General features: G+C 56.9%; 21 protein-coding genes, 1 tRNA gene and 1 other RNA gene. 7 read left to right on the top strand and 16 right to left on the bottom strand.

The window, feature by feature from the left end; genetic code table 11:
• Positions 1-248 precede the first annotated feature (248 nt).
• The 13 genes from dppF to SOM48_RS17465 form a co-directional block, all read right to left on the bottom strand.
• Positions 249-1,262, bottom strand: coding sequence for a dipeptide ABC transporter ATP-binding subunit DppF (gene dppF / locus SOM48_RS17525; RefSeq protein ID WP_042713255.1), 1,014 nt, complete (start codon positions 1,260-1,262; stop codon positions 249-251).
• The gene (gene dppD / locus SOM48_RS17520; protein WP_042713256.1) at positions 1,249-2,241 is read right to left on the bottom strand and encodes a dipeptide ABC transporter ATP-binding protein; all 993 of its coding nucleotides are present in this window, start codon (positions 2,239-2,241) and stop codon (positions 1,249-1,251) included. Before dppD ends, dppF begins: the two co-directional genes overlap by 14 nt.
• A gap of 10 nt (positions 2,242-2,251) precedes the next feature.
• A complete protein-coding gene (gene dppC / locus SOM48_RS17515; protein WP_054802687.1) occupies positions 2,252-3,154 on the bottom strand; it encodes a dipeptide ABC transporter permease DppC in 903 nt (300 codons plus the stop codon).
• Positions 3,155-3,163: 9 nt separating this feature from the next.
• Positions 3,164-4,183, bottom strand: a complete 1,020-nt coding sequence (gene dppB / locus SOM48_RS17510) for a dipeptide ABC transporter permease DppB (protein ID WP_042713258.1) — start codon at positions 4,181-4,183, stop codon at positions 3,164-3,166.
• A 141-nt stretch (positions 4,184-4,324) separates the two neighbouring features.
• Entirely contained in the window at positions 4,325-5,932 is a 1,608-nt protein-coding gene (gene dppA / locus SOM48_RS17505) for a dipeptide ABC transporter periplasmic-binding protein DppA (protein ID WP_042713259.1), read from the bottom strand.
• A gap of 776 nt (positions 5,933-6,708) precedes the next feature.
• Positions 6,709-6,840, bottom strand: a non-coding RNA gene (locus tag SOM48_RS17500) — RtT sRNA.
• 29 nt (positions 6,841-6,869) lie between these two features.
• Positions 6,870-6,946, bottom strand: a tRNA-Pro gene (locus SOM48_RS17495).
• 90 nt (positions 6,947-7,036) lie between these two features.
• Positions 7,037-8,719, bottom strand: a complete 1,683-nt coding sequence (gene eptB, locus SOM48_RS17490; RefSeq protein WP_313353423.1) for a kdo(2)-lipid A phosphoethanolamine 7''-transferase — start codon at positions 8,717-8,719, stop codon at positions 7,037-7,039.
• A 214-nt stretch (positions 8,720-8,933) separates the two neighbouring features.
• Positions 8,934-9,365 carry an organic hydroperoxide resistance protein gene (locus SOM48_RS17485; protein WP_042718589.1) on the bottom strand — a complete coding sequence of 144 codons (432 nt, stop codon included), beginning with the start codon at positions 9,363-9,365 and terminating at the stop codon, positions 8,934-8,936.
• A 103-nt stretch (positions 9,366-9,468) separates the two neighbouring features.
• Positions 9,469-9,729 (bottom strand): Txe/YoeB family addiction module toxin, encoded by a 261-nt coding sequence (locus SOM48_RS17480; protein ID WP_054802690.1) that lies wholly within the window; start codon positions 9,727-9,729, stop codon positions 9,469-9,471.
• A complete protein-coding gene (locus tag SOM48_RS17475; RefSeq protein ID WP_232045137.1) occupies positions 9,726-9,980 on the bottom strand; it encodes a type II toxin-antitoxin system Phd/YefM family antitoxin in 255 nt (84 codons plus the stop codon). The genes SOM48_RS17480 and SOM48_RS17475 overlap by 4 nt, the downstream gene beginning before the upstream one ends.
• Positions 9,981-10,198: 218 nt before the next feature.
• Positions 10,199-11,401, bottom strand: coding sequence for an L-lactate MFS transporter (locus SOM48_RS17470; RefSeq protein ID WP_076769346.1), 1,203 nt, complete (start codon positions 11,399-11,401; stop codon positions 10,199-10,201).
• 241 nt (positions 11,402-11,642) lie between these two features.
• Complete coding sequence (locus tag SOM48_RS17465) at positions 11,643-12,323, bottom strand: autotransporter domain-containing protein (RefSeq protein ID WP_128481915.1); 681 nt, start codon at positions 12,321-12,323, stop codon at positions 11,643-11,645.
• 147 nt (positions 12,324-12,470) lie between these two features.
• On the opposite strand from SOM48_RS17465, the gene tag reads away from it, so the two are divergent.
• The gene (gene tag, locus SOM48_RS17460; RefSeq protein ID WP_320512644.1) at positions 12,471-13,052 is read left to right on the top strand and encodes a DNA-3-methyladenine glycosylase I; all 582 of its coding nucleotides are present in this window, start codon (positions 12,471-12,473) and stop codon (positions 13,050-13,052) included.
• Entirely contained in the window at positions 13,030-13,476 is a 447-nt protein-coding gene (locus SOM48_RS17455) for an N-acetyltransferase (protein ID WP_320512643.1), read from the top strand. Before tag ends, SOM48_RS17455 begins: the two co-directional genes overlap by 23 nt.
• Here SOM48_RS17455 and SOM48_RS17450 read toward each other — a convergent pair.
• Positions 13,439-15,769: a molybdopterin guanine dinucleotide-containing S/N-oxide reductase gene (locus SOM48_RS17450; RefSeq protein ID WP_320512641.1), complete on the bottom strand. Its 2,331-nt coding sequence runs from the start codon at positions 15,767-15,769 to the stop codon at positions 13,439-13,441. The genes SOM48_RS17455 and SOM48_RS17450 overlap by 38 nt on opposite strands.
• Before the next feature lie 192 nt (positions 15,770-15,961).
• Between SOM48_RS17450 and SOM48_RS17445 the strand changes: the two genes are divergently transcribed.
• From SOM48_RS17445 to ghrB, 5 genes are all read left to right on the top strand, one after another.
• Positions 15,962-16,978, top strand: a complete 1,017-nt coding sequence (locus tag SOM48_RS17445) for a LacI family DNA-binding transcriptional regulator (protein WP_076769342.1) — start codon at positions 15,962-15,964, stop codon at positions 16,976-16,978.
• 114 nt (positions 16,979-17,092) lie between these two features.
• A complete protein-coding gene (locus SOM48_RS17440; RefSeq protein WP_320512639.1) occupies positions 17,093-17,854 on the top strand; it encodes a sugar phosphate isomerase/epimerase family protein in 762 nt (253 codons plus the stop codon).
• Positions 17,847-18,788, top strand: a complete 942-nt coding sequence (locus tag SOM48_RS17435; RefSeq protein WP_054802693.1) for a sugar kinase — start codon at positions 17,847-17,849, stop codon at positions 18,786-18,788. Before SOM48_RS17440 ends, SOM48_RS17435 begins: the two co-directional genes overlap by 8 nt.
• Before the next feature lie 79 nt (positions 18,789-18,867).
• On the top strand, positions 18,868-20,160 hold the full coding sequence (locus SOM48_RS17430; RefSeq protein WP_288881820.1) for an MFS transporter: 1,293 nt from the start codon (positions 18,868-18,870) through the stop codon (positions 20,158-20,160).
• Entirely contained in the window at positions 20,157-21,131 is a 975-nt protein-coding gene (ghrB, locus tag SOM48_RS17425) for a glyoxylate/hydroxypyruvate reductase GhrB (protein WP_320512637.1), read from the top strand. The genes SOM48_RS17430 and ghrB overlap by 4 nt, the downstream gene beginning before the upstream one ends.
• A gap of 67 nt (positions 21,132-21,198) precedes the next feature.
• Here the strand turns inward: ghrB and SOM48_RS17420 are convergent, their stop codons facing one another.
• Both SOM48_RS17420 and SOM48_RS17415 read right to left on the bottom strand, forming a co-directional pair.
• On the bottom strand, positions 21,199-21,600 hold the full coding sequence (locus tag SOM48_RS17420) for a hypothetical protein (RefSeq protein WP_320512636.1): 402 nt from the start codon (positions 21,598-21,600) through the stop codon (positions 21,199-21,201).
• 252 nt (positions 21,601-21,852) lie between these two features.
• Positions 21,853-22,563 (bottom strand): DUF3053 domain-containing protein, encoded by a 711-nt coding sequence (locus SOM48_RS17415; protein ID WP_042718608.1) that lies wholly within the window; start codon positions 22,561-22,563, stop codon positions 21,853-21,855.
• Positions 22,564-22,888 lie beyond the last annotated feature (325 nt).

The raw sequence follows: 22,888 nt of genomic DNA, 5'->3' as shown, positions 1-22,888 counted from the left end.
GACAGACGGAATCATCGTATAATCCGGGCCGACTGAAGTAAAAAGTGTCACCCATGTGACCGGTCAGATCTGTAACCCATGTGACCGGTTCATACACGGCCGCTCCCCTTGTCCCGTTCACCGCACAGAGGATTTATGAGGATCCCATCCCCGTGGTGAACGGAAAAATTCCACCGTGGCCACATGCCAGCTCCAGAGCAGACCCATTGCCGGATGGCGGCTTCGCCTTATCCGGCCTACAAATCAGCCTACACCTGTGGAATCTCGCGATTCTCATCCTTATCCACCGCAAAACAGGCCACCAGCTGACCATTGTAATCCTTCAACTGCGGCTGCAACTGCGTGCAGGGTCCGAAGCGACGGCTACAACGGGCATTAAAGGCACAGCCCGGCGGCGGGTTGAGCGGGCTCGGCAGCTCGCCGGTAAGCTTAATGCGCTCGCGGCGATCGTCCGGGTTAAGACGCGGGGTGGCGGAGAGCAGCGCCTGGGTGTAAGGGTGACGCGGGTTGGCAAAAATCTGCTCTTTGCTGCCCTTCTCCACGCAGCGGCCGAGATACATCACCATGACTTCATCGGCAATGTGCTCCACCACCGACAGGTCGTGCGAAATAAAGACGTAGGAGAGCCCTAAATCCTGCTGCAGATCCATCATCAGGTTCAGCACCTGCGCACGCACGGAGACGTCGAGCGCGGAGACCGGTTCATCGGCAATCACCACGTCCGGGTCGAGCATGAGGCCACGGGCGATAGCAATACGCTGACGCTGACCGCCGGAGAACATATGCGGGTAGCGGTCATAGTGCTCGGTTTTCAGCCCCACTTTCGCCATCATCGCCAGCGCTTTCTCGCGGCGCGCCTCTCTGCTGAGGGAGCTGTTAATCAACAGCGGCTCTTCGAGGATCTGCCCCACTTTTTTACGCGGGTTCAGCGAGCCATAGGGGTTCTGAAAGACGATCTGGATTTTCTGCCGACGCAGCTTCTGCGCCTGCGGATCGTGCTTGAGCAGATCCTGGCCCTGGTAGTACAGCTCGCCGCCGGTCGGTGTTTCAATCATCGTCAGCAGGCGGCCAAGCGTTGATTTACCGCAGCCGGACTCGCCGACTACCGCCAGGGTTTTACCGCGCTCCAGCGAAAACGAGACGCCGTCCAGCGCTTTGACCAGGCGCTCCGGGGCGAAAAAGCCCTTCTTCACCGGGTAGTGTTTTTTCAGGTCGATCGCCTGCAACAGCGGCTGCTGCGAAGTGGCCTCATGCGTACTCATAATTCGGCCTCCCGGCATCATCGAGTGGGTAGTGACATTTGGACTGGCGGCCGCCGTCGACGGTGTTCAGATCCGGCTCATCGACGCGGCATTTGTCCGTCGCATAGGGGCAGCGCGGGTTGAGTAGACAGCCGCTTGGGCGGTCATATTTCCCCGGTACTACGCCCGGCAGCGACGCCAGACGCGCTTTGTCCTGGGCAAACTCCGGCAGCGCGCGCAGCAGCGCCTGGGTGTACGGGTGACGCGGCGCGCGGAAGATATCCCGCGATTCGCCCGCTTCCACCACCTGGCCTGCATACATGACGATGATTTTGTGCGCCGCTTCCGCCACCAGCGCCAGATCGTGCGTAATCAGGATCAGCGCCATGTTCTTTTGCTGCTGCAACTCCAGCAGCAGTTCGATGATCTGCGCCTGAATGGTAACGTCCAACGCAGTGGTCGGTTCATCGGCAATCAGCAGCTTCGGCTGACAGGCAATCGCCATCGCGATCATCACGCGCTGGCTCATACCGCCCGAAAGCTGGTGCGGGTAAACGTCGAGCCGCGAAGCCGGGTCGGGAATGCCGACCTGGTTGAGCAGGTCGATCGCCCGCTGGCGGCGGGTTTTCTTATTGCCGCCCTGATGCACTTTAATCGCTTCCATAATCTGGAAACCGACGGTGTAGCAGGGGTTAAGGCTGGTCATCGGATCCTGGAAAATCATCGCCACTTCCGAGCCGACCAGGCTGCGGCGCTCTTTTTCGGAAATCCGTTTTAAATCCTGACCGTTAAACTCCAGCTTCTCTGCCATCACGCGGCCGGGGAAATCAATCAGCCCCATGATCGCCAGCGAGCTGACCGATTTACCGGAGCCGGACTCGCCCACAATGCCGATCACTTCGCCCTGATTTACGCTGTAGCTAATGCGGTCTACGGCGCGGAACTCGGCACCAACGTCGCCGAAGTGCACCGATAATTTATCTACATTTAATAACGCCATCTCGAACCTCTTACTGCTTCAGTTTGGGGTCGAGCGCATCACGCAGTCCGTCACCCATCAGGTTAAATGCCAGCACCGTCAGCAGGATCGCCAGACCCGGGAAGGTCACGACCCACCAGGCACTCTGTGCGAACTGCAACACGTCGGAGAGCATGGTGCCCCACTCCGGTGTTGGCGGCTGCGCACCCATGCCGAGGAAGCCAAGGGCGGCCATATCGAGAATGGCGTTGGAGAAGCCGAGCGACGCCTGAACGATCAGCGGCGCAAGGCAGTTCGGGAAAATATTGACGAACATTTGGCGCATCGCGCCTGCACCCGCCACGCGGGAAGCAGTCACATAATCGCGGTTCACCTCCACCAGCACGGCGGCGCGCGTCAGACGCACATAGTGCGGCAGGGCGACAAAGGTTAATGCCAGCGAGGCGTTAACTATCGACGGGCCGAAGATTGCCACCAGCACCAGCGCCAGCAGCAGGCTCGGCAGTGCCAGCATGATATCGACGACGCGCATGATGATGTTGTCGATAAGCCCGCCAAAGTAGCCCGCCACCAGGCCGAGGATAATCCCGGCAACCAGCGACAGCGCCACCACCAGGCAGCCAACCAGCAGCGAGAGGCGCGCGCCGAACATCAGGCGCGACAGCGTGTCGCGACCTACATCATCGGTGCCAAGGATATGCGTCCAGGTGCCGCCATCCTGCCAGACCGGCGGTGCCAGCAGCGCATCGCGGAACTGATCCGCCGGGTTATGCGGCGCGATGAAGTTGGCGAAGATGGCGATAATCAACATCACCACCACGTAGGCCAGGCCGACTACCGCGCCTTTGTTGCGTTTGAAGTAGTGCCAGAACTCCTGCAGCGGCGTCATGGGCACCGGCGCAGAGACAACTTTATTTTCAGTAACTTGTGACATGATGGCCCCTTACTTCTTATGCCGAATACGCGGGTTCACCACGCCGTACAGCAGGTCGACCAGCAGGTTGACGAGGATAATCATCGTCGCGACCAGCAGCACCCCACCCTGCACCACCGGATAATCGCGGCGTTGCAGTGCATCAATCAGCCAGCGGCCAAGGCCCGGCCAGGAGAAGATGGTTTCGGTCAGGATCGCGCCCGCCAGCATGGTGCCGACTTGCAGACCGATAACTGTTACCACCGGCAGCATCGCGTTGCGCAGCGCGTGGACGATAATCACCCGCATACGGGTCAGCCCTTTGGCGCGCGCGGTGCGGATATAGTCTTCGCCCAGCACTTCCAGCATCGAGGAGCGCGTCATACGCACAATCACCGCCAGCGGAATGGTGCCGAGCACGACGGCTGGCAGGATCATGTGCGCGACGGCATCAATAAAGTTGCCCTCTTCGCCCCAGATGGCGGTGTCGATCAGCATAAAGCCGGTGAGCGGATTGGTGTCATCGAGGAACACCATATCGCTGACGCGCCCGGAGACCGGCGTCAGGTTTAGCTGCACCGAGACCAGCATAATCAGCATCATGCCCCACCAGAAGATCGGCATGGAGTAGCCGGTCAGCGCAATGCTCACTGCGGTGTGATCGAAGATGGAGCCGCGTTTGACCGCAGCGAGTACGCCCACCGGAATGCCGACGGCAACGGCGAAGATCATCGCGCAGACGCCCAGCTCCAGCGTGGCTTTAAAGCGCGGCACGAATTCGTCCCACACCGGAAGACGGCTCTTCAATGAGAGACCTAAATCGCCGTGCAATACGCCCCACACATAGTGGACATACTGTTCCCACAGCGGCTTGTCGAGACCGAGCTCGGCCAGCAACTGAGCGTGACGCTCAGGGGAGATACCACGCTCACCCGCCATGATCATCACCGGATCGCCGGGGATCATATGAACAAAGGCAAAGGTGAGAAGGGTGATACCGATAAACGTCGGGATAACTAACCCCAGACGTCGGAGGATGAACTGCAACATAACCCGGATTCTCAGTAGTGACGCGACGCCTGGCGACGGCACGTCTGTATTGCTCACAAATGTATTTCCACTCTCATCACAAGAGGGAACAGACCTTTCCCCCTCTCCCAGCGAAGAGGGGGAAGTCAGGCATTTTACTTATTATTCGACAGAGACGTTTTCGAAGTGGTGTTTGCCTAATGGATCAACCACATAGCCTTTCACTTCTTTACGCACTGGCTCATAGACGGTGGAGTGCGCGACGATCAGCGCCGGAGCCTGGTCATGCATCACTACCTGCGCTTGTTTGTAGAGCTCAATACGCTTGTTGTGATCGTCAGTGGCGCGCGCCGGCTGAATCAGATCTTCAAACGGCTTATAGCACCAGCGCGAGTAGTTGGAGCCATCTTTCGCCGCTGCGCAGCTGAACAGGGTGGCGAAGAAGTTATCCGGATCCCCGTTGTCGCCGGTCCAGCCCATCATGACGGCCTGGTGCTCGCCCGCTTTCGCACGCTTGAGGTATTCGCCCCACTCGTAGGTGACGATTTTGGCCTGTACGCCCACTTTCGCCCAGTCAGACTGGATCATCTCGGCCATACGGCGCGCGTTCGGGTTGTACGGACGCTGTACCGGCATCGCCCACAGCTCAACGGTGAAGCCCTTCTCATGACCGGCTTCTTTCAGCAGCTGCTTCGCCTTCTCCGGATCGTAAGTGTAGTCTTTAACGTCGTCGTTATAGCCCCACATGGTCGGCGGAATCAGGTTTTTCGCCGCAACGCCCGCGCCCTGGTAGACCGCTTTGATGATCGCTTCTTTGTTTACCGCGTAGGTCAGCGCCTGACGCACTTTCACATCATCAAACGGTTTTTTCTCGGTGTTGAAGGACATGTAACCGACGTTCAGGCCAGCCTGCTCCATCAGGTTAATGTTTTTGTCCTGCTTCATGCGCGCGATGTCAGCCGGGTTCGGGTACGGCATCACCTGACATTCGTTTTTCTGCAATTTGGCGTAACGCACGGAAGCATCCGGCGTGATGGAGAAGACCAGGCGATCGATCTTCGGCTTGGTGCCCCAGAAGCCTTCAAACGCTTTGTAGAGAATGCGCGAGTCTTTCTGGTATTGCAGCAGCTGGAACGGACCGGTACCGATTGGGTTGAGGTCAACTTTGTCCGGCGTGCCGGCTTTCAGCATGTTGTCCGCGTACTCTTTGGAGAGAATGGAGGCGAAGTCCATTGCCAGGTCAGCGAGGAACGGCGATTCCGGGCGCGTCAATACGAACTGCACGGTGTGATCGTCGACTTTTTTCACTTCGCTAATCAGATCCGGCAGACCCATGCCTTCGAAGTATTCGTAGCTGCCGCCAGAGATTTTATGGTACGGGTTCTGGGCGTTTTTCTGGCGATCGAAAGAGAACACCACGTCATCGGCGTTGAATTCACGCGTCGGTTTGAACTCTTTGTTGTCCTGCCACTTCACGCCTTTACGCAGGTGGAAGGTGTAGGTTTTGCCGTCTTCGCTGATGTCCCACTTCTCCGCCAGACCCGGAATCACTTCCGTGGTGCCGGTTTTGAACTCAACCAGACGGTTATAAATTGGCACAGAGCTGGCATCGTAAGTGGTACCAGAGGTGAAAAGCTGTGGGTTAAAGCCTTCGGGCGAACCTTCAGAACAATAAACCAGGGTTTTAGCCTGCACGCTTGCCGCGACGGTCATGGCCACCAGGCTAAGACCGAGCTTCAGCATCCCTGACTTCTTCAAGGAAATACTCATTGATTCTGCTCCAATGTGATATGTGTTGTTACCCATGCAGTGGGTATGTCCGACAGGCCTTTTTTAGTTTTTTACCCGGTCTGGTCGGTTGTGCCCGCAGGCGTTATGAGAGATGGGGATTCCTTTCACAAGGTTGACTGAGTTGCAGTACAGATTCTCCATGAAATGCCCCTCATGCCCTACAATCTGTCAACAGAATGTCAAAACGTCAATACAGGTAACCGGGATTTACAACGACGGTGAGAATCGGCAAACAAAGTTAAAAAAAAGTTCAAGCCACCATATTCAGCAGGGAAATTTATGCTAAGGGCGCGGAGGCAGAATATTCCCCTTATAAAGCGCCCTTACCCAGTGATTAACATTCATGCAGATTATGAAAAATTTCTATCGCAATGATGATTATCTGAGCGGTATATCCCGCGAACGCTAAAACGCACAGCGCAAAATGCTGACTTTATCCATAAGCAACGCGAAAAAAGATCGTTAGATATATAAATAAATACGATGGAATATCGCAAAAAATAGCCGTCAGGCAGCGGGAAGAAGGGATAAGGAGAGTTTCAGCGGGTTTTGGTTTTTCACGGATGGATTGGCTGCGGAATGGTCGGTTTGCCGGATGGCGTGTGAACGCTTATCCGGCCTACGGAATTGAGGGTTTTGCTGGATCGCGTAGGCCTGATAAGGCGAAGCCGCCATCAGGCAATTATTATGTAGATGCAAATCTTTCGGACGCAGAAAGCAAAAAACCCAACCTTGCGGTTGGGTTTTTCTGAATTTGGTCGGTGATAGAGGATGACTCGCCACTGCGTGGCTCGCCCTGCGGGCCGTTGCTGCGCAACGTTCTCTCGCTGCGCTCGAGTCGAACCTCCACCCCCGGAGGTTCTCATCCTCTTTACTTCAGATGCAAAAAACCCCGCCAAGGCGGGGTTTTCAAATTTGGTCGGTGATAGAGGATTCGAACCTCCGACCCCTTCGTCCCGAACGAAGTGCGCTACCAGGCTGCGCCAATCACCGAATGCGGGGCGCATCTTACTGCCGCCGACATGCCCCGTCAATCCTTTAATCGAAAAAAGCTAACTGACTGGCGAGAAAGCCAGCAGCGCGTTACTTCGCGGCCTGCGCCGGCAAACGGCACCAGTTATTGTTCTCGTTAATCCCACCGTCTGGTGAGGTATAACCGAGGCAACCCATAATGGTGTCGTACAACTCAACGTGGCGGCGCGGCGTTTTATAGGCCGCCTGCTGCTTAAGCTGCGCCAGCATCTGCGCCTTCTGCGGATCTTCAAGGTACTTATCAGACATCCACACCATCATCGGCACGCGGAACTGCTCCGGCGGTGCCATATGGCGCGGCGTGCCGTGCAGGTGCTCCTGCTCATTGATCGATTCGCCGTGATCCGCTGCGTAAAACACAATCGCTTTGCGGTCGCGCATCTTATCGATCACGCTATCGATAAAGTGATCGACATAGGTCACCGAGTTATCGAAAGAGTTAATCATCTCCTCTTTACTGCACTTGCGATCGACGCCCATACACTCCGGTTTCCACTGCGCAAAGCTGCGCGGGTAACGCTGCGTATAGTTAAAGTGCGACCCTTTGGTGTGGAGAATAATCATATGCTTACCGTTGGCGTTATCCGCCAGCGAGCGGTCCATCTCATCGACCAGCAGCATATCGTCAACGTGCTTGCCACGGTTGCGCGGCTCGGCACCAATCTGCTCGCGGTAGGCGATATTGTCCGCCATGGTGTTGCTGTAGAACCACATTTCGCTCTGCATGGCGTAGAGATCGCTGGAGAAGCCAAGCTGCTTGAGCACCGCGAAAATATTCTGCTCTTTCAGGGTACGCTGCGGGTTGGTCTCCGCACCGCCTTCGCGCACAAACATACAGCGCAACGAGAGCTTCGTCGCGGTATCGCACGAGTAACCACGGAAGGCGACGAGGTTCTTCTCCTGCGCCAGCTTCGGCGTCGTGTTGCGTTCATAGCCGAGCATGCCCATATGGTCCCAGCGCGTGGTCTCGCCGATGATAAACACCACCCAGGTATCATCAATATCCTTCGGCGCGACGTAGGTAAACTTCGTCGCCGGGTTCATCAATGAACTGTTATCTGAAGACTCATCAACCCGCGCCCAGGCATAGAGCCCCAGCGCAGAGAGCCAGTTGGAGGGCAGATAGGAGTTAGCAACCACGCCGCCGTAGCTTGGCAGGTCAACGCCCGAAGCGCGCTCGGCCTGCTTCTGCTGCACATCCATCAGGCGAATCGGCCCCCACACCAGCAGCCCGGCTAACACCACCAGCCCTGCGCTGCGAATGCGTGCGCCAGGCTGACGTAGCTGGCGAAGCAGGGTGTCGCGGCAGCGGTTGTGCCAGATAAAGAGCAGTGGAAGCGCACTCACTGCGACGATCCAGACGAACAGCTGCCAGCCCACCACCTCTTTGGAGAGGTCAATATCTGTGGTCATCACCGAGGCGATAATGCCGTAGCCAATCACCACGTTGAGAAAAGTCATGTAGTAGCTGGCGGCGGCCGAGAAGACCACAATCAGCGAAGTCAGAATACGCCAGACGCGTCGGCCAAACAGCGACAGGACGCGTAGCAGGAAGAAGGTGACCAGTACGGTCGCGACCAGCTCCACGGCAGCAGAGAGCCCTTTCAGCGGGGTGAATGCGTGCGCGTAACCATCGAACCGACGGTAAAACACTGCGCTATTCATAAACAGGCCGATATACAACGCAAGCAGGAAGCTCAACTTCTGCTGGGTTATCGTTTTGATATAGTTCATGCAAGCAACTCAAAAAAGAGGAAAAAGCTCCTGAAAGCGAGAGTCATTCACGCGCCAGGCTAAAAAAATGCGAAGGAAGTTAATACGTGAAACTTCTGAAGCGCGCTAAGTAGACCATAGCGGCAGAGAAAAGTGTCAATGGGAGATGAGATTCGGCCATATATTTACAAAAAATAGATGGCCGATGACAAAAAATGTTAACCGCGATGGGTTATCAGGAGGTAATTACATTGAGTTTTACATCAATGTTACCGCGAGTGGCATTGGAGTAAGGGCAGACAATATGCGCCTTTTGCACCAGCTCTTCCGCTTCTTTGTGATCCATGCCCGGCAGGTGGATATCCAGCTGCGCTTCGATACCAAAACCGGTCGGCAACGGCCCAATGCCTACCTGACCTTCAATGTAAGCATCCTGCGGCACTTTCTTCTTCTCGGTCGACGCCACGTGTTTTAGCGCGCCAAGGAAACAGGCCGAGTAGCCCGCTGCGAAAAGCTGTTCCGGGTTGGTCACTTCGCCGCCAGGGCCGCCCATCTCTTTCGGTACGCCCAGTTTGACATCCAGCACACCATCAGAGGAGGTTGCACGGCCATCGCGTCCCCCGGTTGCTTTCGCTTTAGCACGGTAAACCACTTTCTCTAAAGACATTTGTGACTCCTTCTGTTGGATGAACCTGATTAATAAGGATAGTCGCTTTGCGGAAAGTGTGCGGCGCAAAGAGAGAAAAGCCTCGCGAAAGCGAGGCCAGGCATTAAAGATTTACGTAGTGGTAGCGGCAAGAAACGATAATCAGCGAGTCATCTTTTATGTAGTAAACGAGACGATGCTCTTTGGTGATGCGGCGCGACCAGAGCGGTTTATGGTGCTTAAGCGCTTCCGGCTTTCCGAGCCCCTGAAAAGGGTGCTCAAGCGCATCCCTGACGAGGGTATCAATCTTCTGCTTTACCTTAGGATCGTTCTGCTTCCAGAAATCTATATCAGCTTGCGCTTCCGGCGTTATCCTGGGCGTCATTCAAATTTATATTCCTGTAGGTCGCCGCTTTCCGCCTGTTGGATGCTGCGCTCAATATGCGCGGCGTTGACCGGATTACTGAACAGATGAAGCGTCTCTTGCATAGAGGCAAACTCCTCGGCATCGATAACCACCACGCTTTTAGCCCCTTTGCGGGTGACAAGGATCGGTGCCAGCTCGTCATTTGCCTGCTGCATCAGCGAGGCCAGGTTCTGGCGGGCGTCGGTGTAGTTAACATGTTGCATATTCATCTCCCAGGTTCTGTTACGCGAGACACTATAGCTCGCGTACAAGTACCTGTACATATAGAACCCCACCCTTTACGCAACGGATGGCAGGGCGAAATCATAGCGGGCCGTGAAAGTTAGCATTGCGATCGCCCGCAACAATCGTTGATGGCGTGAGAAATTCAGAAAATAACAAGGCCGCGACGATTGCCGCGGCCAGCAAAGGTGTAGCCAGTTCGTTATTACGCGTGCGCTTGCTGGTAGACCTCGCGCTGCGGCTGGCGGATGGTGGTGGAGAGAGCCAGCGAGAGGATCAGCAGGGCGAAGATGACACAGAAGGTGACATAAAAGCCGCCGAACAGTGAGGCGATAATCGAGCCGCAGATGCTGCCGATACCGAAACCGAGGTAAATCACGCCGTAGTTTTTCGCCAGGTTGTTGAGACCGAAGAACTCACTGACCAGCGACGGGAAGACGGTGATGGTGCCGCCGAAGTTGAAAGCAACGCAGGCGATGGCGGCAAAGAAGCTCACGGCGTTCAGCGGTGCGAAGAGCAGTGCGGCCATTCCGACTAATGAAATCACCTGACCAATGGTAATCACGCGAATGCGGGCAATCTTGTCAGAGAGGATACCCAGCACCAGGCGGCCGCTGAGGTTGGCAATCGCAATCACCGTTACCGCATTGGCAGCAGTGGCAATATCCAGATGCACCATCCCCTGCGCAATATCTTTCGCCACACCAATCACATACAGGCCGCTCATGCAGGCGGTCAGGAACATCACTGCCAGCATCCAGTACTGCGGTTTACGCATTGACTGCGCCAGCGTGAAGTCATTTTCCACTACGCCGTTAACGGTGGAGACTTTCTGCAGCGGCGCATCGGTCATCAGCATCGCACCGAAGACAATCATCACCAGCGTGATCGCGCCCCAGATCATAAAGGTGCTTTCCAGGCCGACGGTCGCCAGCAGATGGCTGTCGATAAATTTAAAACCGAGGCTGCCAAGGCCGTAAGAACCGATAGAGAAGGCGGAGATCAGCCCTTTGCGCTCCGGGAACCACTTCACGCAGTTAGAGAGGGTTAACAGGTAGCCTGCGCCGTCTGCCAGGCCAACCAGCACCCCGGCGCTGAGCCACAGCATCATCAAATTGGTCGCATGCGCGGTGAGGAAGAAGCCAAGCCCGAGCAGCAGGCCGGAGGCGATGGTGACGCGCTTCACGCCAAAACGTTCCTGCAGTTTACCGGCTACCGAGGAGGAGAGCGCGAGGCCAAGGCTCAGCAGGCCAAAGGAAAATGCGACCTGGCTTACCGGCTCGCCCAGTTTTTCCGCCAGCGAACTATTGAACAAACTCCAGGTGTAAACCGATCCTAACGCAAACTGCGTGATGATGGTGCCGACCAGCGTCAGCCAGCGAGTGTGTTGAGCAAAGGAACTATTCATGGCAGTTGTCCCGCAGAAGAATAAAAAGGAATTCACTGCCGACAACCATAACGAAGCGCATTTCATGCCTGGGTAAAAAAGGCATGAAATGCAGCGAGAGAGGAATGAAATGCCGCTAAGCGGGAATGAATGACCGCGTGAAATATCACTGCGGCGAATACTAAGTGTGAGTTAGTACATACTATCAATACAAAACGCGCCGCTATTGTTTCCACAGTGTAAAAAGATTGTTTTAATCGAGCTAAAAACGGGCGCTGACTCCCATGCTGTAGAGGTAGTTTTGCCCCCAGGTCTCGTTTTCCGATTGCGACATTGAAGCGTAGGCCGCGAGGTGCGGGTTGAGCAGCATATCGGCCCCCAGCGTCACATCCATCCAGTTACCATACTGATTGGCGGCGGTAAGGCGATAGAGACCCGACTGGCTCTTCCAGACGTTTTCGCCAAACTGCTGGTTGACGCTAATTTGCGCCCACGGACGCAGATCGCCAAAGCGGCTATCGACGCGCCAGCCCAGCGAACTGACGCTGGCGTGCCACAGCGGATCGCTGTACTGCACGTTGGTCGCGCTGTCGCCGAATTCGTTATACATTGAGGTCGTTGAGCCATCGTAGTGCCACACCGCCACCGGGCCGGTGGTGACTTGACTTGAGAGCGGAATATTCCAGCCAAGGCTCATGGTGCTAATCGTATCGAGCGGCGACGTGTCGGGGAGATTAATGGCCAGCCCCGGCGAGTTTTGCGTCGAACGAATGCGCTCTTCAAGGATATCGTTATAACGGGGTTGCCGTTCGCTATCCCAGCGATAGCGTCCATCGGTGTCATCAGCACCGACATACTCTTGCTGCCACGCCGCCGCCGTCTGAGAAAAAAGCAGACAGGCAGGCAGCAGCGACATCATCAGGCCACTGCGGGTTGTTTTCATTATTTTACGACTCCAGAGAAGAGCCGAACTCGGCGTAATTGTTATCGTTGTTAGAACGGGCAAAAGCCCTGTAATAAATATTGTCTTTCTGAGGTTTACGTCAAGGCAGGACGACGTTTATTTTTCCTTCACAAACGGAGTACGGATATGCAGCGTTGTGGTTGGGTTACGCAGGACCCGCTCTATCTCGATTATCACGATAATGAGTGGGGCGTGCCGCAAAGAGAGGGCAAAAAGCTGTTCGAGATGATCTGCCTCGAAGGGCAGCAGGCGGGGCTGTCGTGGATTACGGTGTTGAAAAAACGGGAAAATTACCGTCACGCCTTCCATAACTTTGACCCGCAGCGCGTGGCTGCCATGACGGCGCAGGATGTCGACAGCTTGCTGCAAAATGCCGGGATTATTCGCCATCGCGGCAAGATTGAAGCGATTATTGGCAATGCCCGCGCCTACCTGGCGATGGAAGAAAACGGCGAGTCATTTTCAGATTTTATCTGGGGGTTCGTCGATAACCAGCCGCAGGTCGCGCATGCCGCACTGCTCGCCGAGATCCCCGCCTCAACGCCCGTTTCCGACGCCTTATCAAAAGCGCTAAAAAAACGCGGCTTCAAATTTGTTGGTTCAACTATCTGTTATGCCTTTATGCAGGCCTGCGGTCTGGTTAATGACCATGTCGTCGGCTGCATCTGTTACCCGGGAGAAAAGCATGATTCGCGTATGGAACAGTGAAGATTTAACCCCGCTGCTGGCGCTGTGGCTGGAGAGCACCACCCTCGCCCACCCCTTTATTCAGGCCAGCTACTGGCAGGAGAGCGAAGCGCTGGTGCGCGACGCCTATCTTCCGTCGGCGAAAACCTGGGTCGTTGAGCAGGAGGGCGAATTGCAGGGGTTTGTCAGCGTGATGGATGAGCAGTTTATCGGCGCGCTGTTTGTGCGCCCGCAGGCGTTTGGCCAGGGGTTCGGGAAAGCGCTGATTAACCATGTTAAACAGCACTTTCCCCGCTTAAGCCTGGAGGTTTACCAGCAGAATGAGCGGGCGGTGAACTTCTACCATGCGCAGGGCTTTACCATTACCGAGCGCGCATGGCAGGAGGAGACCGGTCATCCGACGTGGATCATGAGCTGGCAGGCGGATCAAACGCCGTCAGCGTAAGCGCCGGGCCGCGATACTTCTCAACCCACGCCAGCGCCGTATTTCCCGCGCAGCCATTGCCCAGCCGCGAGCTGGGCAGATCTTTGGTCAGCACGTTCACCGCGCCGTTTTTACACAGCCCGTCCGCCGTTGGCTCAAGATCCGGCCATGCCCCTTCATGAATACAGATCACGCCAGGCTTAATGCCGCTGCTCACCACCGCGCCCGCCAGCACCTGCCCGCGCTGGTTCCACACTCGCACCACATCGCCCGGCGCAATACCGCGCGCCTGGGCATCCAGCGGATGGAGTGTAATCGGCTCACGCCCTGCAACCGCATACTCCTCGCGCAGACGGGTAAAGTTGAGCTGGCTGTGCAGGCGGTGTGCCGGATGCGCAGAGAGCACCTGCAGCTGCTCCGGTTCGGCATTGCCATGCCACTCATCCGGCTCCAGCCATGTCGGATGCGGCGGGCAGTCGGCATAGCCAAAGCTTTTAATGCGCTCAGAGAAGATTTCGATTTTACCGCTCGGCGTTTTCAGCGGGTGCGCCTGCGGATCGCGACAGAAATCGGCGTAACGCACGAAGCGCGCGTTCTGCTCGCTCTGCGGCATCTCAATCAGCTGGTTCGCCTGCCAGAACTCAGCGAACGGCGGCAGCGTCACCTGCTGGCTCGCCCCGCGCTCGCCGGCGATGGTGTAGAAGGTCTCCAGCCACTGCAGATCGCTCTTCCCTTCGGTAAAGCGTTCGCGCCCGCCCGCTTCCCAGCGCTCGCTTAAGTCAGCGAATACCTCGAAGTCATCGCGCGCCTCAAACTGCGGCGGCACGACGCGCTGCATCGGCACCAGGTGCTGGTTGCTGTAATCCCCGGTCATCGTCAGATCGTTACGCTCAAACGAGGTGGTAGCGGGCAGCACGATATCGGCGTGTTTCGCCGCAGCCGTCCAGAAACACTCGGAGATCACCACCAGTTCCGGCTTCTGCCAGGCGCGGATCAGGCGGTTGGTATCCTGATGATGGGTAAAATTGGCGCCGCCCGCCCACCAGACAAAGCGGATATCCGGGAAGTGTCCGTTTATGCCGTTATGTTGGTAAGGCGCGCCGGGGTTCTCAAGCGCTTCAACAATGCGCGCGACGGGGAATTTATGTACTGCGTCGGTACCGCCTTTGACCAGCCCCTGCATTGAGGCGAGCACCGCCGCGCGGCGTGTCGGGTTACCGCCGTTGGCAAAGTGATAAGAGAGGCCAAACCCGCCGCCCGGCGTGCCGATCTGCCCAAGCATCGCCGCCAGCGTCACCAGCATCCAGTGTTTTTGCTCGCCAAACTGCTGGCGCTGCATCCCCCAGCCTGCCATCAACATGGTGGTGTTTTTATGGAAAACTTCCGCCAGTTCGCGGATTTTAGCCGCTTCAATGCCGCAGATACCTGCCGCCCACTCCGCCGTTTTCGCCACGCCATCGCTTTCGCCAGTGAGGTAGGCGGCAAAAATCTCATAGCCCACGGTGCAACGGGAGAGAAAATCAGTATCCTGCCAGCCGTTTTCGACCAGTGTATGGGCGATGCCGAGCATCAGCGCCACGTCGGTGCCCATATGCGGCGCGATCCACTCCGCGCGGTCGCCGAGGAAATCAACGGTCTCCGATCGCATCGGATCGATACAGATCACCCGCTTGCCGCTGTTGCGCAGCGCGTCAAAGTAAGGAATGCCCTGCTCATCCGAGGCGTTCCAGGCGATCTTCAGGGTGTTTAGCGGGTTGGCGCTCCACAGCACCACCACGTCGCTGTGTTCAAGGATCAGCGGCCAGCTGGTCTGCTGCTGGTAAACTTCGTTGCCGCCAACCACGTGCGGCATAATCGCCTGCGCGGCACCGGTGGAGTAATCCCCGAGATGGCCGGTATAGCCGCCCGCAAGGCTCATATAGCGCTGTAACAGCGTGGCGGCTTTGTGCAGCACGCCGTTGGAGCGCCAGCCGTAGGAACCCGCAAAGATTGACGACGGGCCATAGCTGTCACGAATACGTTTGTGCTGCTGATGGATCAGATCCAGTGCCTGATCCCAGCTGACGCGCACAAACTCATCCTGCCCGCGCACGCCCTGTGGGCTGTCGGGCGAGGCGAGAAAGCCTTTGCGCACCATCGGGTAGCGCACACGCGTCGGGCTGTGTACCTGCTCCTGCACGACGCTTTGCAGCGAGTTAGGGAAAGGCGTCGGCAGCGCGCCGCGTGAGGCGAGCACCTTTTCACCGTCGGTGTCGACCAGCATCGGGCCCCAGTGGGCCGCCGTAAGAACTGTTTTGATAGCAGAGTTTGCCAAAGCGCGCTCCTGAATAGCTTGCAGGTGGTGTCGGATGTGTTGTTTGCGCTCTATCATCCACGGCGGGGCGCGTTTGGCAAAGAATTAAACGTCATTACCGCCGCGCGGCGGGTGATAAGCGCAGGTTAGTGCTTGATTGCCCGCGATTTCGCGCTAAGGTGTGGGCAACCAGTTACGGCGAGGGAAGCAACAATGGCGAAAACGACGCGCCCAACCATCAGCGATGTGGCGAAAGCGGCCAACACCGGCAAAACCAGTATTTCACGCTATCTCAACGGTGAAAAACATCTGCTTTCCGATGCCCTGCTGGCGCGCATTGAGCAGGCCATCGCCACACTCGATTACCGCCCAAGCCTGATGGCACGCGGTCTTAAGCGCGGGCGCACCCGGCTTATCGGGCTGATTATCGCCGATATCACCAACCCCTACTCCGTGCACGTGCTGAGCGGCATCGAAGCCGCCTGCCGCGAAAAGGGGTTTACGCCGCTGGTCTGTAACACCAATAACGAAGTCGATCAGGAGCTGCACTACCTTGACCTGCTGCGCAGCTACCAGGTAGAAGGGATTGTGGTGAATGCCGTTGGCATGCGCGAAGAGGGGCTGAACCGCCTGCAACAATCCTCCCTGCCGATGGTGCTGATTGACCGCAAAATCCCCGATTTCGCCTGCGATGTCGTCGGGCTGGATAACACCCAGGCCGCCACCACCGCCACTGAACACCTTATCGAGCAGGGTTTTGAAGCCCTGCTGTTCCTCAGCGAACCGCTTGGCACCGTCAACACCCGCCGCGAACGCCTGCACGCCTTTCACTCCACCCTTGCCCGCTACCCCGGCGTGGTGGCGGAAGATGCGGAAGTGGTGCTGCACGAAGCGGCGCAGCTGGATAACACGCTGCGCCAGTTCCATGCCCGCCACCGCGGCATGCGTAAAGCGGTGATCTCTGCCAACGGCGCGTTGACCCTGCAAGTGGCGCGATCGCTAAAGCGTATTGGCCTGAACTGGGGCAGCGATATCGGCCTGCTCGGCTTTGATGAGCTGGAGTGGGCAGAGCTGGCAGGCGTCGGCATTACCACCCTCAAACAGCCCACCTGGCAGATCGGTTTTGCCGCCGTCGAGCAGGTGGTGCGACGCATTGAGGGCCACAGCGACACGGTGCACGAGCGGGTTTTCTCCGGCGAACTGATCGTGCGCGGCTCCACGTCGCGTTAATTCTCCCCTTCGTGATGCCGATCATAAATTCGACACAGTGAACTTTTCTTTGGAACCGGTTCCATCTAGCGTTAATGGAAGCTAATCACCCTGCCGTTATCGGGGAACCGGAAGATGGAAAGAAAAATTATTGTTGTTACCGCCGCCTATGGTCATGACCAGGTAACGGCGCTGGGCGGCCAGGTCGGCACGCTGCCAATCATTGCCGATGCCGGTGCCGACGGCGTGGAGATTCGTCGCGAACTGCTGAACGACGAAGAGTTATCGCATCTGCCCTCGCTGGCCTTCGCCATCGATATGCATAACCTGCTGGTCTGCTACTCCGCCCCGGAGCCGCTCTGCCTGCAAGATGGCACATTAAACCCGCGCCTGCCCGCCCTGCTGGACGAAGCCTGCACGCTAAAAGCGCTGTGGCTCAAAGTCTCACTAGGGCATTTCAAAGATAACGCCGTGCTGGAGACTCTGCGCGGCTGGCTGGCGGCAAGCGATGTGCCGCTGGTGGTGGAAAACGATCAAACTGAGTGCGGCAAGCTCGCGCCAATGCTGCGCTTTAAAGCCGCCTGTCACACCGCGCACCTCCCCGTCACGCTCACTTTTGATACCGGCAACTGGCTGTGGGTTGGCGATGAGCCGGAAGAGGCCGCGCGCCAGCTCGCGCCCGCCGTTAGCTATGTGCATGTTAAAGCCGTTGAGCGCGCAGGCGATAAGCACCGCGCAATACCACCGAATGCCGAAAACCCGCGCTGGCTGGCGCTGCTCGATGCACTGCCCAGTGATGTACCGCGCGGCATCGAGTTTCCGCTTGAGGGCGACGATTTGACTGCCGTAACCCGCCACTATGTCTCTCTGCTGCGTAAGGAGTTCAGCCATGCATAACGCGCTGGATGTCATCACCCTTGGCGAAGCGATGGCGATGTTTGTCGCCACCGAAACCGGCGATCTCGCCGAGGCCGGGCACTTTATCAAACGTGCGGCCGGTGCCGAATTAAATGTTGCCACCGGCCTTGCGCGGCTGGGGTTGAAAGTGAGCTGGGTCAGCCGCGTCGGCGATGACAGCTTTGGCCGCTTTATCCTCAATACGTTGCGCAAAGAGGGGATTGATACCTCTGGCGTGACGCTGGATACCCGCTACCCGACCGGCTTTCAGCTGAAATCGAAATGCGATGATGGAACCGATCCCATTGTGGAGTATTTCCGCAAGGGTTCCGCAGCCAGCCACCTTTCGCCGGAGGATTTTAACGCCGCGCTGTTCAGTGATGCGCGCCATCTGCACATGAGCGGCGTGGCGGCGGCGATCTCCACCACCTCTTACGCCCTGCTGGAGCACGCGGCGAAGGCGATGAAATCGCAGGGCAAAACCCTATCGTTTGATCCCAACCTGCGCCCGGTGCTGTGGAAGAGCGAAGCGGAGATGGTCGAGAAGCTCAACGCGCTCGCCTTCCAGGCGGACTGGGTGCTGCCGGGGCTGAAAGAGGGCGTGATCCTTACTGGTCAGCAGACGCCGGAAGGGATTGCTGATTTCTATCTGCAACGCGGCGTGAAGGCGGTAATTATCAAAACCGGCCCTGACGGCGCGTGGTTTAAAACCGCCGAGGGCGAACAGGGGGCGGTTGCGCCGGTTATTGTCGAGAACGTCGTCGATACCGTTGGCGCAGGCGATGGTTTTGCCGTCGGGGTGATCAGCGCCCTGCTGGAAGGAAAAACGCTGCACGATGCGGTGCGCCGGGGCAATGCCATCGGCGCGCGGGCGATTCAGGTGCCCGGCGACAGCGAAGGATTGCCAACCCGCGCGGAGCTGGGCGCGCTGTAAGCGCCCGTTTCGCCGATACTCAAACCGCCTGTACCCTACATGACAGGTGGAAAATAACCTCAACCATAGAGGCAACCTTATGAGCAACGCCACCAACTCAGCCAAACGCTGGCTCTATATCATGCCGATTGTGTTTATCACCTACAGTCTGGCCTACCTCGATCGTGCGAACTTCAGCTTCGCCTCCGCGGCCGGGATTAACGAAGATCTCGGCATCACCAAAGGCGTCTCTTCGCTGCTGGGCGCGCTCTTCTTCCTCGGCTACTTCTTCTTCCAAATCCCCGGCGCGGTCTACGCCGAACGGCGCAGCGTGCGCAAGCTGATCTTTATCTGCCTGATTTTGTGGGGTGCCTGCGCTTCGCTGACCGGCGTGGTGAGCAATATCCCAATGCTCGCCGCTATCCGCTTTATCCTCGGCGTGGTGGAAGCGGCGGTAATGCCAGCGATGCTGATTTACATCAGTAACTGGTTTACCAAATCGGAGCGCTCGCGGGCGAATACCTTTTTAATCCTCGGCAACCCGGTCACGGTGCTGTGGATGTCGGTGGTCTCCGGCTATCTGATCCAGTCTTTCGGCTGGCGCGAGATGTTTATCATTGAAGGCGTACCGGCGGTGATCTGGGCCTTCTGCTGGTGGGTGCTGGTAAAAGATAAACCGAGCCAGGCGAAGTGGCTGAGCGAAGATGAGAAGCGCGCGCTGCAAACCCAGCTTGATAAAGAGCAGCAGGGCATTAAAGCGGTTCGTAACTACAGCGAAGCCTTCCGCTCGCGTAACGTGGTGCTGCTCTGCCTGCAATATTTCGCCTGGAGCATCGGCGTGTATGGCTTTGTGCTGTGGCTGCCGTCGATTATCCGCAGTGGCGGCGACAACCTTGGCATGGTGGAAGTGGGCTGGCTCTCTTCCGTACCTTACCTGGCGGCGACCATTGCCATGATCCTCGCCTCCTGGGCCTCCGATAAGCTGCAAAACCGCAAACTCTTTGTCTGGCCGCTGCTGCTGATTGGCGCGTTCGCCTTTATCGGCTCGTGGGCAGTGGGCGCGAACCACTTCTGGATCTCCTACACCCTGCTGGTGATTGCCGGGGCGGCGATGTACGCGCCGTATGGCCCCTTCTTCGCGATTATCCCGGAGATGCTGCCGCGTAATGTGGCGGGCGGCGCAATGGCGCTAATCAACAGCATGGGCGCGCTCGGCTCGTTCTGCGGCTCGTGGTTTGTCGGCTACCTCAACGGGGCAACCGGCAGCCCGTCCGCTTCGTACATATTTATGGGGGTGGCACTTTTCGCCTCTGTATGGCTTACTTTAATTGTTAAGCCTGCTAACAATAAGCAGATTCCGGCAGGCGCACCGTCACAAGGGAGAACCGCATGAAGCCATCTATCATCCTGTACAAAGCCTTGCCCGATGATCTGCTCGCACGACTGGAGACGCACTTTACCGTGACCCAGGTTGCCAACCTGAAACCAGAAACGGTGCAGCAACACGCTGAAGCGTTTGCCAACGCGCAGGGGCTGTTAGGCTCCAGCCAGACGGTGGACAGCGCGCTGCTGGAGAAGATGCCGCAGCTGCGTGCCACCTCGACCATCTCGGTAGGCTATGACAACTTTGATGTGGATGCGCTGAACGCGCGCAAGATTGCCCTGATGCACACCCCAACCGTGCTGACCGAAACCGTGGCCGACACCATTATGGCGCTGGTGCTAAGCAGCGCACGCCGGGTGGTGGATGTGGCTGAACGGGTCAAAGCGGGCGAATGGACCAAGAGTATCGGGCCGGACTGGTTCGGCATTGATGTACACCATAAAACGATGGGCATTGTCGGTATGGGGCGCATTGGCCTGGCACTGGCGCAGCGCGCGCACTGTGGCTTCGGTATGCCGATCCTTTACCACGCCCGCCGCCAGCACGCCGAAGCGGAAGAGCGCTTTCAGGCGCGTCATTGCGATCTGGAAACGGTTTTGCAAGAGTCCGATTTTGTCTGTGTCGTGCTGCCGCTCACTGAAGAGACGCAGCATCTGATCGGCAAAGCGCAGTTCGCGATGATGAAAAAATCCGCCATCTTTATTAATGCCGGACGCGGCCCTGTAGTGGATGAGTCGGCGCTGATTGAGGCGCTGCAAAATGGCGAAATCCACGCCGCCGGGCTGGATGTGTTTGAGCAGGAGCCGCTGCCAGCGGACTCACCGCTGCTGTCGCTGCCCAACGTCGTGGCACTGCCGCATATCGGTTCTGCGACCCATGAGACGCGCTACAACATGGCGGCCTGCGCGGTCGATAACCTGATTGATGCGCTCAATGGCAAGGTGGAGCAGAACTGCGTTAACCCGCAGGTCGTCCGCTAAGGTCACTTCAGCAATAAAAAAGAGGCGATCGTATCGCCTCTTTTTTTATACCTGCATCCGCTTACTGCTACGGTAAATCGACAGCCTCTTGCCCCTCGGGATCGACAATGTTTTCAACGGCAGTTTTTGGAGGGTTAAGACTGTATTTGAGCACTACAGACGCGCCCTTCTTGATGAGCTTCACTTGCGATACCGGTATCACGCCCGCGGCTTTCAGTACCGTTTTTTCCCCGCAGATACTGCATTCCAGCGTGAACAGGTAGAAGTAGTCAAAATTATGCATGACGCTCAGCTGCTTCCACTCAACAACAGAGGCAGCGGTCACTTCACCTTGCCATTTTCCTCTGCTGTTCCACTGCCTGATTAGTGTGTTCTCTTCTTTATTTACTTTTATTCCTTTTAAGGAATAAAAGATGTTTATTCCAACGAGTATCCATGGAACAAAATGTAAGTATTTGGTTATCTCCACTAATAAATAACCTCTACGTTGAAATCTAACCGCGTTCATGGGTAAAGGCGATGGGCTGGCTCAGCCATTTACGGCGACTTGTTTGCGAAGATTCACTGTGACAGATGAATATAGAGGAAAAAGCGCTGACATAGCTTCCTCGTCTGCCTGAAGAGGAGCGGAACGGCCATTAACAGGCCGTTCCTTTCAGGCTCGGATGTAGCAGGTGTCGCGCCAGCCATTAGTGACCGCGCTTCACCGTAACCTTATTACTTATTTCATTCCTGAGACGGTTGCCGTCCAGGCCTGGGTAAATGCCTGATGCTGCGCCGCCAGCGGCCCAATCAGCGCGTTATACTGGCTGGCCTGCTCGGAGGTCGGGAACTGAATGCCGTTCGCCGTAAAGCTCACCTGCGTGCCCTGCTGCGCGATAAAGTCGCCAACCTGCACCAGTTGCTGGGTGAAGACCTGCGCCGCCGGGATCAGCGGTTGCAGCGCGTTAGCCGGGTTGGTCACCACTTTGGTGTAAACCTGGTCATAGACCGGTTTCAGATCGTCTGCCTGCTTGAGCGCGGCATGGGAGGCATCGGCCTGCATTTTCGCGTTCTGCAGCTGCTGGCTCAGCACGCCGAGCGAACCGTTGGCCTGGCGAAGCGGCTCGCGCTGCGTCATATAGTCCTGCGGCACGCGGATGGCGTTAACGCTATCAACGACCGGGCGCAGACCGGAATCCATCGCCTGGTTCACCTGCTGGGAATAGCCATAGATAACCGCATAATCAGAGACAAACGGGCCGAACTGTTTTTTCTGATCCGCCGTCAGCGCCGGCAGACGTTCGCTGCTGCGCATTGCCGTATTCTGCAGGAAATCGATAAACGCTTTACGTTGATCGCCTTCTTTATCAAAACACCCACTCAGGCTTACCACCATTAATAGCGCCGCAAGAGACGCAAACCAGCGAGAGCAGGACTGTCCTGTCGCCATTTTATTACTCCTTTCACCCATAAAACCGCTTCTCGGCACACGCGTGCCCAACGGCCTACAAGGATAGTCCAGGTCAGCCTCGCAAGATACCCCTTCATTACACACAAAAGCGTGCGGATCCGTTTTGGCACGATATTTTCCGTGATCGCGGTCAGATTATTCTTAATCCAAATTTTTGCTGACGATTTACAAATTTATACCGAGCAAAATCGCTCTCTTATTAATCAATCAATTAAACAAAACTTAAGCGGCAGAAGGTGCATTTTCAGCACATCTACCCCGCTTACAACGTAAATAATCACTGGCGAAATCATACGCCAGGTTT

The organism is Kosakonia sp. CFBP8986 (assembly GCF_034044935.1).
Classification (GTDB): domain Bacteria; phylum Pseudomonadota; class Gammaproteobacteria; order Enterobacterales; family Enterobacteriaceae; genus Kosakonia; species Kosakonia cowanii.
This window is presented reverse-complemented; position numbering and strand designations above follow the sequence as displayed.

Excerpts from the sequence above, each read along its gene's own strand:
- dppF (WP_042713255.1), bottom strand. The coding sequence starts at position 1,262 with ATGAGTACGCATGAGGCCACTTCGCAGCAGCCGCTGTTGCAGGCGATC.
- dppD (WP_042713256.1), bottom strand. The coding sequence starts at position 2,241 with ATGGCGTTATTAAATGTAGATAAATTATCGGTGCACTTCGGCGACGTT.
- dppC (WP_054802687.1), bottom strand. The coding sequence starts at position 3,154 with ATGTCACAAGTTACTGAAAATAAAGTTGTCTCTGCGCCGGTGCCCATG.
- dppB (WP_042713258.1), bottom strand. The coding sequence starts at position 4,183 with ATGTTGCAGTTCATCCTCCGACGTCTGGGGTTAGTTATCCCGACGTTT.
- dppA (WP_042713259.1), bottom strand. The coding sequence starts at position 5,932 with ATGAGTATTTCCTTGAAGAAGTCAGGGATGCTGAAGCTCGGTCTTAGC.
- eptB (WP_313353423.1), bottom strand. The coding sequence starts at position 8,719 with ATGAACTATATCAAAACGATAACCCAGCAGAAGTTGAGCTTCCTGCTT.
- SOM48_RS17485 (WP_042718589.1), bottom strand. The coding sequence starts at position 9,365 with ATGTCTTTAGAGAAAGTGGTTTACCGTGCTAAAGCGAAAGCAACCGGG.
- SOM48_RS17480 (WP_054802690.1), bottom strand. The coding sequence starts at position 9,729 with ATGACGCCCAGGATAACGCCGGAAGCGCAAGCTGATATAGATTTCTGG.
- SOM48_RS17475 (WP_232045137.1), bottom strand. The coding sequence starts at position 9,980 with ATGAATATGCAACATGTTAACTACACCGACGCCCGCCAGAACCTGGCC.
- SOM48_RS17470 (WP_076769346.1), bottom strand. The coding sequence starts at position 11,401 with ATGAATAGTTCCTTTGCTCAACACACTCGCTGGCTGACGCTGGTCGGC.
- SOM48_RS17465 (WP_128481915.1), bottom strand. The coding sequence starts at position 12,323 with ATGAAAACAACCCGCAGTGGCCTGATGATGTCGCTGCTGCCTGCCTGT.
- tag (WP_320512644.1), top strand. The coding sequence starts at position 12,471 with ATGCAGCGTTGTGGTTGGGTTACGCAGGACCCGCTCTATCTCGATTAT.
- SOM48_RS17455 (WP_320512643.1), top strand. The coding sequence starts at position 13,030 with ATGATTCGCGTATGGAACAGTGAAGATTTAACCCCGCTGCTGGCGCTG.
- SOM48_RS17445 (WP_076769342.1), top strand. The coding sequence starts at position 15,962 with ATGGCGAAAACGACGCGCCCAACCATCAGCGATGTGGCGAAAGCGGCC.
- SOM48_RS17440 (WP_320512639.1), top strand. The coding sequence starts at position 17,093 with ATGGAAAGAAAAATTATTGTTGTTACCGCCGCCTATGGTCATGACCAG.
- SOM48_RS17435 (WP_054802693.1), top strand. The coding sequence starts at position 17,847 with ATGCATAACGCGCTGGATGTCATCACCCTTGGCGAAGCGATGGCGATG.
- SOM48_RS17430 (WP_288881820.1), top strand. The coding sequence starts at position 18,868 with ATGAGCAACGCCACCAACTCAGCCAAACGCTGGCTCTATATCATGCCG.
- ghrB (WP_320512637.1), top strand. The coding sequence starts at position 20,157 with ATGAAGCCATCTATCATCCTGTACAAAGCCTTGCCCGATGATCTGCTC.
- SOM48_RS17415 (WP_042718608.1), bottom strand. The coding sequence starts at position 22,563 with ATGGCGACAGGACAGTCCTGCTCTCGCTGGTTTGCGTCTCTTGCGGCG.